General features: G+C 59.7%; 12 protein-coding genes and 2 pseudogenes. 8 read left to right on the forward strand and 6 right to left on the reverse strand.

All coding sequences use genetic code 11. From position 1 onward, the window contains the following. The 6 genes and pseudogenes from AB4Z35_RS24855 to AB4Z35_RS24880 form a co-directional block, all read left to right on the forward strand. Positions 1–826: pseudogene (locus AB4Z35_RS24855) on the forward strand (type VI secretion system Vgr family protein); the annotation flags it as partial. Between the two features lie 4 nt (positions 827–830). Next, on the forward strand, positions 831–1,586 hold the full coding sequence (locus AB4Z35_RS24860; RefSeq protein WP_442099963.1) for a DUF2345 domain-containing protein: 756 nt from the start codon (positions 831–833) through the stop codon (positions 1,584–1,586). After that, entirely contained in the window at positions 1,583–3,394 is a 1,812-nt protein-coding gene (locus AB4Z35_RS24865; RefSeq protein ID WP_442099965.1) for a phospholipase D-like domain-containing protein, read from the forward strand. Before AB4Z35_RS24860 ends, AB4Z35_RS24865 begins: the two co-directional genes overlap by 4 nt. Continuing rightward, positions 3,394–4,680 (forward strand): SEL1-like repeat protein, encoded by a 1,287-nt coding sequence (locus AB4Z35_RS24870; protein ID WP_442099966.1) that lies wholly within the window; start codon positions 3,394–3,396, stop codon positions 4,678–4,680. Before AB4Z35_RS24865 ends, AB4Z35_RS24870 begins: the two co-directional genes overlap by 1 nt. 80 nt (positions 4,681–4,760) lie before the next feature. Next, complete coding sequence (locus tag AB4Z35_RS24875) at positions 4,761–5,936, forward strand: SEL1-like repeat protein (RefSeq protein WP_442099968.1); 1,176 nt, start codon at positions 4,761–4,763, stop codon at positions 5,934–5,936. Beyond that, positions 5,926–6,501 (forward strand): hypothetical protein, encoded by a 576-nt coding sequence (locus AB4Z35_RS24880; RefSeq protein ID WP_442099969.1) that lies wholly within the window; start codon positions 5,926–5,928, stop codon positions 6,499–6,501. Before AB4Z35_RS24875 ends, AB4Z35_RS24880 begins: the two co-directional genes overlap by 11 nt. 52 nt (positions 6,502–6,553) lie before the next feature. Here AB4Z35_RS24880 and AB4Z35_RS24885 read toward each other — a convergent pair whose 3' ends face one another. Together AB4Z35_RS24885 and ppnN are read right to left on the reverse strand one after the other, a co-directional pair. Beyond that, a complete protein-coding gene (locus AB4Z35_RS24885) occupies positions 6,554–7,000 on the reverse strand; it encodes an NUDIX hydrolase (protein ID WP_442099970.1) in 447 nt (148 codons plus the stop codon). 89 nt (positions 7,001–7,089) lie between these two features. Beyond that, positions 7,090–8,463 (reverse strand): nucleotide 5'-monophosphate nucleosidase PpnN, encoded by a 1,374-nt coding sequence (ppnN, locus tag AB4Z35_RS24890; protein WP_007985294.1) that lies wholly within the window; start codon positions 8,461–8,463, stop codon positions 7,090–7,092. 234 nt (positions 8,464–8,697) lie between these two features. Between ppnN and AB4Z35_RS24895 the strand changes: the two genes are divergently transcribed. Continuing rightward, a complete protein-coding gene (locus tag AB4Z35_RS24895) occupies positions 8,698–9,225 on the forward strand; it encodes a DUF3087 domain-containing protein (RefSeq protein ID WP_442100017.1) in 528 nt (175 codons plus the stop codon). Between the two features lie 85 nt (positions 9,226–9,310). Further along, a complete protein-coding gene (locus AB4Z35_RS24900; RefSeq protein ID WP_442099972.1) occupies positions 9,311–10,855 on the forward strand; it encodes a sensor domain-containing diguanylate cyclase in 1,545 nt (514 codons plus the stop codon). 31 nt (positions 10,856–10,886) lie between these two features. On the opposite strand, the pseudogene AB4Z35_RS24905 reads toward AB4Z35_RS24900, so the two are convergent. The 4 genes and pseudogenes from AB4Z35_RS24905 to AB4Z35_RS24920 form a co-directional block, all read right to left on the reverse strand. Continuing rightward, a pseudogene (locus AB4Z35_RS24905) lies at positions 10,887–11,048 on the reverse strand (LysR family transcriptional regulator); the annotation flags it as partial. 36 nt (positions 11,049–11,084) lie between these two features. Beyond that, entirely contained in the window at positions 11,085–11,447 is a 363-nt protein-coding gene (locus tag AB4Z35_RS24910) for a DUF2784 domain-containing protein (RefSeq protein WP_442099973.1), read from the reverse strand. 60 nt (positions 11,448–11,507) lie between these two features. Beyond that, a complete protein-coding gene (gene dapA, locus AB4Z35_RS24915) occupies positions 11,508–12,383 on the reverse strand; it encodes a 4-hydroxy-tetrahydrodipicolinate synthase (RefSeq protein WP_442099974.1) in 876 nt (291 codons plus the stop codon). A gap of 284 nt (positions 12,384–12,667) precedes the next feature. Then, positions 12,668–13,603, reverse strand: a complete 936-nt coding sequence (locus AB4Z35_RS24920; RefSeq protein WP_442099976.1) for a sensor domain-containing diguanylate cyclase — start codon at positions 13,601–13,603, stop codon at positions 12,668–12,670. Positions 13,604–13,620: the final 17 nt, after the last annotated feature.

Here is a 13,620-nt window from a genome sequence, read left to right on the forward strand (position 1 = left end):
GGTGCTCACCGGCCTCACCACCCACGCCGCCCGCGACCGCAGCTTCGAATGCCACTTCCAGGCCATGCCCTACGCCGAACGCCTGTGCTTTCGTCCGCCGATCCCGCCCAAACCCCAAATCGCCGGCACCCTGCCGGCGCGGGTCACCAGCCCCAAGGCCAGTGACCCCTACGCCGACATCGACCTGGAAGGCCGCTACCGGGTCAAATTCCTCTTCGACCGCGACACCTGGAAACCCGGCCAGGAAAGCAAATGGCTGCGCCAGGCCCGCGCCTACGCCGGCGACACCCACGGCCTGCACCTGCCGCTGCTCGCCGGCACCGAAGTGGCGATCGCCTTCGAACAGGGCGACCCCGACAAACCCTACATCGCCCACGCCCTGCACGACGACCAGCACCCCGACCACGTGACCCTGGGCAAGCGCGACTACACCCGCAACGTGCTGCGCACCCCGGCCAACAATAAATTGCGCATGGAAGACCGGCGRGGGGAGGAGCACGTCAAGCTCAGTACCGAGTWTGGSGGCAAGAGCCAGCTGAATCTGGGGCATCTGGTGGATGGCAAAAAGCAGAAGCGGGGGGAAGGGTTTGAGCTGCGTAGCGATGGTCATGGTGCCATTCGTGGCGGCAAGGGCCTGTTCATCAGCGCGGATGCGCAGGCCAAGGCGCAGGGCCCGGTGCTGGACATGGACGCTGCCGTCGGCCGCCTGCAACAGGCCGGCGAACAGCTGCAGCAGCTGTCGGTCGACGCCCAGGCCGCCCACGCCGAGCCGGCGGACGTGGCCCCTCACCAGCGGGAAGCACCTGCAACTGGCGGCGCACGACAACCTGATGCTCAACGCCGGGGGCGAAGCCGACCTCAGCGTGGTCAAGCGCCTGTTCATTGGCGTCGGCCAGGGCCTGAGCCTGTTCGTGCGCAAGCTGGGGATCAAGCTGATCGCCAATCAGGGGCCGGTGAGCGTGCAGGCACAGAACGATCGTCTGGAGCTGATCGCCCGCCATGGTCTGGACATCACCAGCACCGAAGACGAAATCCACATCACAGCGAAGAAGAAAATCGTCCTCAACGGCGGCGGCAGCTACCTCACCCTGGAACAGAGCGGCATCGAATCGGGCACGGCGGGCGACCACAAGGTCAAGGCAGCGCATTTCGAATACAGCGGCCCGGCGAGCATGAAGGCCACGCATCCGGACTATCCGCAAAGCCTGTCCCGGCAAGTGATCAACCTGAGCGTGTCACCAGCCCCGAACGCCTCCAGCCAAGGCTGGGCAGGCATGCCCTACACCCTGTACGCCGACGGGGCGGTACTCAAGCAAGGCGTGCTGGACAGGACCGGGCAAGTGTCGATTGACCATAAGGTGGTGACCCGGGGCTACCGGTTGGTGATGGCCAACGGCGCGGCCTACCAGATCCCGGTGCCCACCGATTACCGCAACGCCGAACAGGCGCAACTGGCCAATCGCGGCCTGCACAACCACCCCTCGCAAACCGATACCGGCGTCAATCAGCCCGCGTCGCACACCGATCATCGCGGGCAGTACGCCACGCACATGGGCATCACCGATCAGGAAGGGAAAACCCAATGACTCAATTCGAATGCGTGGTGCCCATCGCACTCCAGCACACCAACCAGGCCACCTGCACGGCGCCCTGGTATGTGTGCAACACCGAATACCACCCGGTGGGAGCCACCTATCAGCCCTTGATCAACGGCGAGGAAGCGTTCAAGGCCGTGCACGAGGCCATCGCCGCGGCGAAAAAGTCCGTCGATATTATCTGCTGGGGCTTTCAGCCGTCGATGTATTTCATCCGCAAAGGACAGTCGCCGAGTATCGGCGAGTTGCTCAAGGCCAAGGCCAAAGAAGGCGTCAAGGTTCGGGTGTTGGGCTGGGAGATGCCATTTAATCTGGCGGGTATGGGGGGCGAAGCCAACCTGCCCGGCAAAGGCTCGATTCGTATCGCTGATAGAGCGCTGCAGCGCTCCACCGAGGCGCAATACGCCGAAGACCGCGAGTGGTTTACCCGCTGCGCGGTCGCAGGCAACAAGGTGGCTCAACAGGTCGCGAGTGGCCTGCCAGCGTTCGTCAGCCGTGGTTTCAGCTGGCAAGAAAGGGCAGAAATCTCCCATTGGGTGAAATACGAAAGCCTCGACCCGCACATCAGTACAAAGATGCGGCAAGCCCTGAAGTTCGCACCCTCGCACCACCAGAAGACGGTGCTGGTCGACTACGAACTACCCGATAGCGCCGTCGGCTTCGTCATGGGCCACAACATGCTCGACGAGTATTGGGACACTGATTCCCATTCGGCGCTGAACCGCGCCGAAGGCAGCAAGCCTGCACCCAACGCCGGCCCGCGAGGCAATACCCCGCGCCAGGACATCTCCAGCCAGGTCAGCGGACCGATCCTGGAACACCTGCACCACAACTTTGCCAGCGCCTGGCTCAAGGAAACCGGTGAAGACCTGCTCGACTTGCGTCAGGCCAAGGAGGTGGGGAAGCAACTGCAATGCACCCCGGGCGCAACACGGCAGATCGCCCAAATCCTGCGCACCCAGGCCCAGGAAGGCAAACGCGACATCGAGACGCTCTACCTGCAAGCGGTGAACAACGCGACGCAGTTCATCTACATCGAGAACCAGTATTTCCGCTGGCCGCCCCTGGCCGAACTGATCAAATCGGTCGCAGCCGGCCAGACCAGGGCCGGTCGTGACCCCGGCATCCATGGCCCCCTGCACCTGTTCGTGATCACCAATGCCGGCGACGACAGCGTGGGCGACGGCACCCGCAATACCCAGCGCATGCTCGCCAGCCTGGGCCGGGCCGAGACCATTCCCGAGGTCACCAAGTTACAACGCATCGAAGAGGTGAAAAAAAACGCCCCGCCCCGGCCACGCCCCGAACCCCGCGACCGCATGGGGCACCGGGAACTGGCCGAATGGCAGGAGAACCTTGATTGGCACATCAAGCAGATCAAGGACAGCACCATCGTCCCGGAGGACATTCCCGGCCTGAAAGTCCACGTGTGCTCGCTGGTGGCCCCCGACTCGCCAGCGGGCAAGAAATGGATGGAGGTGTACATCCACTCCAAGCTGATGATCGTCGACGACGTGTTCACCACCCATGGCTCGGCCAACATCAACACCCGCAGCATGCAGGTGGATAGCGAGCTGAACATTGCCCATGAGTGGGCGAGCGTTACCCAGGCAATGCGGCGGCGGTTGTGGGATCTGCATACGGATGGAAAGGGGGTGCAGGATGATGCGGGTGATGCATTCGATGCTTGGCAGGACATCATCAAAAAAAACAAAGATCACCAACAAGACGAGACGGTGCCTTACGCCCCACTCATCGAATTTTTCTACGGAAAAGCCAAGCTGTGGGACCTCGACTAATGCGTCGCTTTTTATTGCTTTCCTGCCTGTTGCTGGCGGCTTGCGATAGCCGCAGTACCTTTAACTATATGAAGAAGGAACCTCATGTGAAACCTCTAACAGAAATCAAAGCCAATCTGGCCTTCACCTGCGCCCATGAGCAGATTCCTGAAGCCAGTGCCGACGCCGACGTGCTGTTCCAGTACGCCCGCTGGTTGCAAAAGAATAACCAACTCAAGCAGGACAAGACTGTCGATGTCGAAATCGAACGGTTGTATCGCATTGCCGCCGAGAACGGCCACTACAAGGCCAATATCAACTTGCAAAACGGCGCCATGCGCGGCCGTTTCCAGCTCCGTGGCGATGAGCATCTACGCCTGAGTCAGCAATTGATCGATGCCGGTGTGGCAACGGGGTACTTCTTCGTCGGGATTTTCCTGCAGCAGGGTTCGGCTGGGCTGAAACAGGATCCGGAAATGGCCTTACGTTACTTTCGCAAGGCTGCGGATAAGGGCAATGCCCAGGCCCAATACGATGTGGGTGACAAGCTGGCGCCAAAGAGCATTGCCCCATCTATCGCCCGACAGATGCGTAAATGCGCCGCCGAACAGGGCCATGGTGAAGCGGCTACAGAGTTAGGGGTCAATCTTCAAGGTAGGGGGCAATATCAAGAAGCGCTTGAGGCATTCCAATTCGGAGTAGCTGCTGGAAACAGCTCGTCTGCTTCTTTTTTAAGCAATGGTTTTCAAAGCTCTGATCCTTCGGATGAGCTGTACTATCTCGGTCAACAAATAGACCTAGAACGCGCCAACCGTTACGGTCAGATTCGCAAAGTGTTGAGTAACTACTCTTACGCCTCCCCCAAAGTCCCGGAAATCAACGAAATCCTTCCCCTGCCACCGGCCAAGCTCCCCGCCTGGGACGGCAAACTGCAATGGCTCGAAGCCCGCCTGGCCAATGTCCCGCCGGAAAAACCCAGCCCGGCGCTGATCAAGAAGCTCGTCGAGGCCAAGGTCCTCGACCCCGCCACCGGCCGACCCATTCCGGGGTCGCCGGCGTTCAGCGATACCAACTTCCTCGGGCCGACCTGTTTGAGTGGCAACCCCTGCCCGCAAACCGGTTACTGGAAGTTCCACTGGTCCGGCCGAGGGCATTATTTGTTGATGCAACGAAACGACGCTCGCCATTTCGAACGAGGCGAGATCATGCCAACGGCGCTGGTCAGTTTCTATCGCCCACGCATTTGGCCGCTCTCTGACAAGTACACCGAGAGACAGTATGAGGTGAACTGGGGCCTGCTCGGATGAGCCGTCGTCTTGCCATGACGCTACTGAGCTCGGTGCTGCTTGGCGCTTGCACCCTTGACGCCCGTGTGACGAAAGCCACCATGGACCCGCTTACCGGGATCAAAGCTGATCTGGCCTTCACCTGCGCCCATGAGCAGATTCCTGAGTCCAGTGCCGACGCCGACGTGCTGTTCCAGTACGCCCGCTGGTTGCAAAAAAACAACCAACTCAAGCAGGAAAAGACTGTTGATGTCGAAGTCGAACGTTTGTATCGCATTGCCGCCGAGAACGGCCACTACAAGGCCAATATAAACCTGCAGAACGGTACCATGCGCGGCCGTTTCCAGTTGCGAGGCGATGAGCATCTACGCCTGAGTCAGCAATTGATCGATGCCGGTGTGGCAACTGGGTACTTCTTCGTCGGGATTTTCCTGCAGCAGGGTTCGGCTGGGCTGAAACAGGATCCGGAAATGGCCTTACGTTACTTTCGCAAGGCTGCGGATAAGGGCAATGCCCAAGCCCAATACGATGTAGGTGACAAGTTGGCGCCGAAGAATATTGCCCCAACTATTGCTCGGCAGATGCGTAGATGCGCTGCAGAACAGGGGCACGGTAGAGCTGCAACTATTCTGTCGAACTATCTTCTCAGCGATAAAAAATACAGCGAAGCAATCGAAGTTTTGCAGATGGGTGTTGCTGGCGGCTCAAGCACTGCGGCTTCCCGCTTGTCTAAAGGTTTTCTTAACCCATCTCCCTCAGATGAGTTGTATTACCTCGACCAACAGGAAGACCTCGAACGCGCCGATCGCTACAAAAAAATCTGGAAAGTGCTCTATGGCTACTCCTACGCCAACCCCAAAGTCCCCGAAATCAACGAAATCCTCCCGCTACCCCCGGCCAAGCTCCCCGTCTGGGACGGCAAGTTGCAATGGCTCGAAGCCCGCCTGGCCAATGTCCCGCCAGAAAAACCCAGCCCGGCGCTGATCAAGAAACTCGTCGAGGCCAAGGTCCTCGACCCCGCCACCGGCCGACCGCTGCCGGACTCTCCCGATTTCATCCGCGCACCTTTCCCCAGGTTGACCTGCAACAGTGGCCAAGCCTGCCCGCAGACTGGCTATTGGAAAGCCGAAGGCATCGTCGACAAGATCCGACGTTTCGAAAAAGGCGAAATTATGCCGACCCTGAATGTCCAGCGCAGCCATAGCCGCTTCCTGCTCGCCGACCGGGTCACCATCGCCGAAGAAAACATTAGATGGAGTCTGTTCGGTGAGTCCTGATCTGTTTTTTTTTGCTGCGCGCTGGCCGGTTGTTGCGCCAGCAACGCAGAACGCTAAAACACCGCCAATTCCGGCAACTGCAAGGAGCAGCACAATGACCAAACTTAAAGCAGGCAAAATAAACGTAGAGTTTGAGGCAGCCCCACAAGGAGCTGAAACGGCTGCAGGCGATGGCTATGTTCAGGTAGACCGCGAAGGTAACTTCGTTGGCGCCCAAGTTTCTGGCGGCGTGGTGGAAAAGGTAGAAGGCGGCGTGAAAGTCACTCGCCCGGACGGGGCAATAGTTCTCCTGCATGACGCTGGAAATATCACGATCGAGAATATGATCCCCAAATCAGTAGGGGTCGAGGATCTATTCGAGATTGAATCCTTCGCGATGCGAACCGTGGATCAGTTGCGTATTTATCGCGTGGAGTATTTTGGCGGGGGGGGGTATGTCGAGGTGACGTGTTCACGGGAGGGTCAGGTGATAGGCCTCATCGGTCACAATATCAAGCAATCCATCAGCAAGGACAATGAGATTCTGGTTCGCCAAGGTGATTCGGCCAGCGGTCAGGTGCATTGATTCCCTGTAGGAGCAAGCTCGCTGCTACAGGGGGATGTTTGCGTAACGCTCGTTAATTCAGTGCGTTCTCCAGCATCTCGATCAACTGTTCTGGCCAGACCGTTTCGCTGGTCGTTAACAGATCTTCCACGGACCACCACTTGTGATCCGCCATCACCCGCACTTCACTGGCCGTCCATCCCTCACGGGACAGGCGGTCACTGTCGGTATGAACAACGAAATAGCGCTCGAAGGACAGGACCGTTTCACCACTGGGCAGCATCATCGAAAAGCGGCGCTCGGCGATGCTGTCACCGACATCGGCGACACACAGACCGGTCTCTTCATACAGTTCGCGAATGGCAGCGGCTTCAAAAGATTCGCTTTGCTCAAGACCTCCACCGGGTGTCGCCCAGTGGCTTTGGCCGTCGAGGGCATCGCCTTTGTGCTGGAAGTGAAACAGCAGAACCTGTTGCGAGGGATTGATTACCAGCAGCCTGGCGGAATTACGTTGGCGCATTTTTTTCTTTCCATAGAGTGCCGCGAACCGCAGCTTTCACTGCGGCTCGCGGCGGTAAAACTCATGTCGGCGTTACTACACCGAAAGGGTTAAGCCACCACCCGATAACACGGCACATACGCCGCGCCGCCCGGCAGTTTCATGCGGTGCTGGGCGACGAAGGCTTTGAGCAGCAGGTCCAGCGGTTGCATGATCGCCGCGTCGCCACGGATCTGGTAGGGCCCGTGTTCTTCGATCAGGCGGATGCCCTTGTCCTTGACGTTGCCGGCGACGATGCCGGAGAACGCGCGGCGCAGGTTGGCCGCCAGTTCGTGGGACGGCAGGTCGAGGCTCAGTTTCAGGTTGGCCATGTTTTCGTGGGTCGGGTCGAACGGGCGCTGGAAGCCTTCGTCGATTTTCAGCAGCCAGTTGAAGTGGAACGCATCGTTGCGCTCGCGGCGGAATTGCTTGACCGCCTTGAGGCCCTGGGTCATCTGCCGCGCCACTTCGGCCGGGTCATCGATGATGATCTGGTAGTGCTGCTTGGCGGCGTCGCCCAGGGTCGCGCCGACGAACGCGTCCAGTTGTTCCAGGTACGGCGCGGCATGTTTCGGCCCGGTGAGGACGACCGGGAAGGGCAGGCCTTCATTGCCCGGGTGCATCAGGATGCCGAGCAGGTACAGGAACTCTTCGGCTGTACCGGCGCCGCCCGGGAAGATGATGATGCCGTGGCCGACGCGGACGAAGGCTTCCAGGCGTTTTTCGATGTCCGGCAGGATCACCAGTTCGTTGACGATCGGGTTCGGCGCTTCGGCGGCGATGATCCCTGGCTCCGTCAGGCCCAGGTAGCGGCCGCCGTGGATGCGTTGCTTGGCGTGGGCGATGGTCGCGCCTTTCATCGGGCCTTTCATCACGCCGGGGCCGCAACCGGTGCAGATGTCCAGGCTGCGCAGGCCCAGTTCGTGGCCGACTTTCTTGGTGTATTTGTATTCTTCGGTGTTGATCGAGTGCCCGCCCCAGCACACCACGATCTTCGGCTCGACGCCGGGGCGCAGGGTGCGGGCGTTGCGCAGCAGGTGGAAGACGTAATCGCTGATGCCCTGGGAATTGCTCAGGTCGATGCGTTGGCTGTCGAGTTCGTTTTCGGTGTAGACGATGTCACGCAGGGCGCTGAATAGCATTTCCCGGGTGCTGGCGATCATTTCGCCGTCGACGAAGGCGTCGGCCGGGGCGTTCAGCAGTTCCAGGCGTACGCCGCGGTCCTGCTGGTGAATGCGGATTTCAAAATCCTTATAGGCTTCAAGGATGGTCTTGGCGTTGTCGACGTGGGCGCCGGTATTGAGGATGGCCAGGGCGCACTGGCGGAAGAGGGTGTAGGTGCTGCCGGAACCGGCTTCGCTCAATTGCTGGACTTCCCGTTGCGAGAGCGTTTCCAGGCTGCCTTTGGGACTGACGGAGGCGTTGATAACTTGGCGTTGGGTCATTCAATGATCCTTAAAACGATGTCATTCACACAGCAACCACGAATGGCATCCGAATAATGTGTATTCATGAAAGAAGATGGCACGAACTGCGCGGTCTCGCCATGTCCCCCACTTGACGATGAAAAGATGAAAAGGAGCCCCAGCATAGCTAAATCCCTCGCGCAGGCGATAATGGCCCGCAGTCTTTTTGTCTCAGACCCCTTTTTACCATTGAAGCTCAGGAAACCCGACGCAATGTTCGAAATCCAGCCCATGAACGCCGAGACCTACCGGCAACAGACGCGGCGCAGCACGGTCATCATTGCCCTGATCTTTCTGGCGCTGGCGATGGTGTTGTCCACGGCGGCGGTGGCTCTGTTCGGCACGCCGGGGGGCGACAATCTGCAATTCAACGTCGGTGGCGTGTTTGTTGCGGTGCTGGCGATGGTGGCGCTGATGCGCAAAGTGTTCTGGCGCCAGGAATGGATGGCGCCGGCAGTCTACAGTTGGCAACTCAAGCGCAGCCTGATGAGTGTTACCAATGTCATGCATCATGTAACGACGGCCGTGGAAAAGGGCGACCCGGTTGCGATGAAGCTGTTGCGTTTCTACCATTTGGGGTTGAACCAGATGCATCAGCTCGATGGCAACTCCAGCGACCACAGCCAACTGATCCGCGAAATGGATCAGCACAGGGAACGAATGCAAGCGCTGGGCATCGATACCGAACAGACGCGGCTGGATCCGGCGTGGCTGGAGGCGGTAAAGCAGGCGTCGCGCTAACATCGTTGCGAGCCTGGATCAGGCATAGTGCGCAAAAAAGGCGATTCAGGAAGGTTCGCCCAGTCATAGACCCTCAGGGAGCAACATGGGACATCCGTCGATCAACGATCATATTGAAATGCTCCGGCCAACCGTGACCCGGCTCAAGATCCGCTCGGTGGTGATCCTGCTGGTCGCGGTGTGCCTGTCGATGACGGCTATCGTGATCTGGGAAGCCTGGAGCTCGCGCCAGTACTACCTGCATGACAAGGAAGTGGCGATGTCCAACCTTGCGCAGACCCTGGCATCGCAAGCTCAGGCAACGATCAAGCAGGCCGACACACTGCTGTTCACCCTGGTCGATCGTCTGGAACACGATGGTGTGGATCAATCCCGGCTGCCGCCCCTGCTCAACGCCCAGCGCAGTGAGTTGAGCCAGCTCCATGGCTTGTTCGTGTTCGACGAAAAAGGGCAGTGGATCGCCAATTCCAATGGCGCCGGCCAAACCGGCGTCAACAACGCCGACCGCGAATACTTCATCTTCCATCGCGACAACCCCAGTCGTGGGCCGCACATCGGGCCGTCGATCAAGAGCCGTTCGAGCGGTGAATGGATCATGACGGTTTCGCGCCGGGTCAATCATCCCGACGGCAGCTTTGCCGGCGTGGCGCTGGCGTCGATTTACCTCAGTCATTTCCTGCAGCTCTACGACAGCATCGACATGGGTAGCAATGGCGTGATCAACCTGATCGCCGACAATGCCACCATTGTCATTCGCAGACCCTTCAAGGAGACGGAGATCGGCACCAGCCTCGCCAAGAGCCCGTTGTTCACCCAGTTGCTGCCCAGGGGCGGTGCGGGTACTGCCACGATCACGTCGATCATCGACGGTGTCGAGCGGGTGACGGGGTATCGCCGGGTCGAGGGTTATCCGCTGATCGTTTTTACCGCGCTGAACAAGGATGAAGTGCTTGGCAGCTGGCGCAAGGAGACGCTGCTCAGCGCCGGCATCGTCACGCTATTGTTGAGTTTTCTCAGCGTACTGGGATTCCGGCTTATCAAGCTGATGAAGCAGCAGAATGTGGTGCAGGTCGAGTTGCTGGACACCCAGGACAAGCTCCTGGAAGTCAATCGCAACCTCGAAAGCCTGGCCCTCAAGGATGCGCTGACGGGGCTGGCCAACCGGCGTCTGCTCGACGCTTTCATCGATGCCGAAATGGGGAGTGCCCGGCGCAGTCAGTCCGAGTTGGCGCTGCTGATGATTGATGTCGATCATTTCAAACCGTTCAACGATCGCTATGGTCACCTGGCCGGTGATGAGTGTTTGCGCAAGGTCAGTGCGATCATCACGGACAACATCAAGCGCCCCGGAGACCTGGCCGCCCGCTATGGTGGCGAAGAGTTCGCCGTGGTGCTGCCCGGTACCGACTACGTGGGGGCATTTCTGGTGGCCGAGAAAATCCGTCTCGCGGTGCTACAGGCCGAAATTGCCCACAGCGACAGCCCGGAAGGCAGCGTGACTGTCAGCGTCGGCGTGTGTGCCGGCAATGCCGCTTCCCTGGTCCGCCCCGAAGACCTGATCGGTGCGGCAGACAAGGCGCTGTACGTGGCCAAGGCCAGTGGCCGGAACATAAGCGTGATTGCCAACTGAGCGTCGGGTGTCAGGCAAACCGGTCCGTTCCCTGGACCCGTCGGGTCAGGCGCGAGACGTCCTGCATCAGCCGCGTCGCTTCGTTGACCAGCAACTCGCCCGCCGGGATCAGTTGCAGACGGTAGCGGCGACGGTCGAACAGCAACGCATCGAAGCGCTCCACCAGTTGCCGCGCCGCATAGGATACGGTCGACAGCATGTGTTCAGTCCTTGGCGGGTAGTTGAAGATTCAGGCGGCCCATTGCCGGATCAATCGAAGATAGACCAGCACGTTGATCACCAGCACCACGGCGCCCAATCCCAACTGAATGCCGGGTGTCAGGCCCGCCGGGTAAATGACCGGCCAAACGTAATGCTCGATGAATCCACCTCCATAGCCGGTTTGCCCGGCCCCATGGCGCATGCGGTTTTCCCAGTCGGTCAGCGGGCAGGGCAGGTGGAAGAACTCCACCGCCATACCCCACAACGCGGCGGGCGGATGCCACCAGATCAGGGGGCGCCATTTGAGCACCAGCAACCCGCCGAACAACACGAACACAATGAACAGCAAGTGAAACAGCATCAGCCCATCGGCAGCGATTCGGTACAGCATGTCGGTGCCCCTGATGGCTGAACGAATCGCTTCATGGTACTCGGACCGGTGGCGGGCGCTCTATCGATTGTCGCGGCCCAATGCGCCGAGCACGCCTTTCAAACGCTCGGTCATCGATTCACTGCTGCGTTGCATCGGTGCACGCAATTCGTCACCGATCAAGCCTTGCAGGGCCAGCGCGGTTTTCACCGGGGCCGGGTTGGGCTCCAGGAACAGGCTGTTGATCAACGGCAGCAAACGGAAAAACGTGGCGCGGCCATCGGCCAACCGATTGTCGCGGATCTGCCGGTGCAACTGCACGAACAGTTCGGGGTGGGCATGCGCCGACGCGGCAATCGCGCCTTTGGCGCCCAGGCACAGGGCATTGAAGATCTGGTTGTCTTCACCGCACAGTACGTCGACATAGCCGCTATTGAGCAAGGCGAGGGTGTTCGAAAAATTACCGCCGCAATCCTTGATGGCGACGATGCGCTCGTGGGCGACGATGTTGAGCAGGGTCGCCTGTTCGAAGGCCACGCCGGTACGGTAGGGGATGTCGTAGAGAATCAGCGGCACGCTGGAGGCATCGGCGACCGTGCGGAAAAACGCTTCCAGGCCGGCCTGGGAAGGGCGGATGTAATACGGCGCCGGCACCAGCAGACCCGCCACCGGACGCTTGAGGATCTCGCTCTGGAACTGCAACAACTCGGTCAGGTTGTTACCGGCCAGGCCCATGACCACTCGATGCGCCGGCACCAACTCCAGCACCGCATCGAGCACCGCCAGTTGCTCATGTTTGCCCATCGCCGCCGGCTCGCCCGTGGTGCCGCAAACGATGAGACCGTCGACGCCTTTTTCCAGCAGATGGCTGACCAGCCGCCGCAAGCCGACAAAATCGATGGCGTCGTTGTGGAACGGTGTGACCAGTGGAACCCAGATACCTTGAAACGCTGACATGCATTTTCTCCTGATGGTTGACCGATTTCGTCACCGTCAGGGGCATGGAAGGAGAGTAAGCAAGGGGGCGGGGGCCGTCGCGCTCAATGTCCTGTCAGCTCATCTGACGGGACAGCGCGCCCCGGTCACATGAGCGACTGTTTCTTCGATTTGAGGGCGTGCGCAACGCAACCTTGCGCCTTGGCAATCAAGCCAATGACGGAAGAATCGAGATTGAAGGTTGCGGACATACTTGCTTACACCCTGAGTGAGGCGCCCAGTTTTAAAAGCCGGCGCGCCGTTTGTCAATCACGAAAATCAGCGAACTCGGCGCGCATCCGGCCATTGTGCTTGGCCTTGTAGAGCAGGTGATCGACCTGTTCGACGAATTCCAGGGCCGTGGCATGCATCGATGCCGTGGTGGTGCCGACGCCGAGGCTGACACTCAGCAGCTTCGACACGTTCGAGAATTCATGGGGGATCTGCTGCTGGCGAATCAGGTGCAGGCATTTGTGCGCCACCAGCCGTGCGGACTCGGCATCGGTTTCCGGCAACAGCCAGACAAACTCTTCACCGCCGATCCGGGCGATGAAATCCCGTGGCCGGTTCGCCGCCAGGGACAAGGTTTGCGCGACGCGGCGCAGGCATTCGTCGCCCTTGATGTGGCCGTAATGGTCGTTGTACTGCTTGAAGTAATCGATATCCAGCACGATCACCGACAACGGCAAGCCGGTGCGCTGGGCAGTGTTCCACTCGCGCTCCAGCACGGTGTCGAACATGCGCCGGTTGGCGATGCCGGTCAGGCCGTCCTGGAAGGAATACTCTTCGAGCTGCTTTTGCAGGCGGATCAGGTGCTCTTCGGTTTTCTTGCGCTCGCTGATATCGAACATGAAGCCCACCAGCGCCTCGACCTCACCGTCCTTGCGCACCACATGCACCACATCGCGGATCCATACGTACTCGCCGCTTTGGGTGAGTGCGCGATAGTCGGCCTCGTGATCGATACCGGCCCGGGATTGCGAGACGCAGAAGTCCATCACGTAGTCGCGATCATCCGGGTGCATGCGCTCGACCCAGTCGTTGACCGAGGCCCAGCTGTCCTGTTTCCAGCCCAGCAGTTCTTCGATCTGTGGCCCGATGTAGCTGAAGGACATGGTTTTCCAGTCGATGCGCCAGGGAATCGCCCGGGTTGACTCAAGCAGGGTTTTGTATACGTCGCTGTCGGCTTCGACTGAACTCATGAAGGGCCTGGCCTCGA

The sequence above is a fragment of the Pseudomonas sp. KB_15 genome, from assembly GCF_052114525.1.
In the GTDB taxonomy this organism is placed as follows: domain Bacteria; phylum Pseudomonadota; class Gammaproteobacteria; order Pseudomonadales; family Pseudomonadaceae; genus Aquipseudomonas.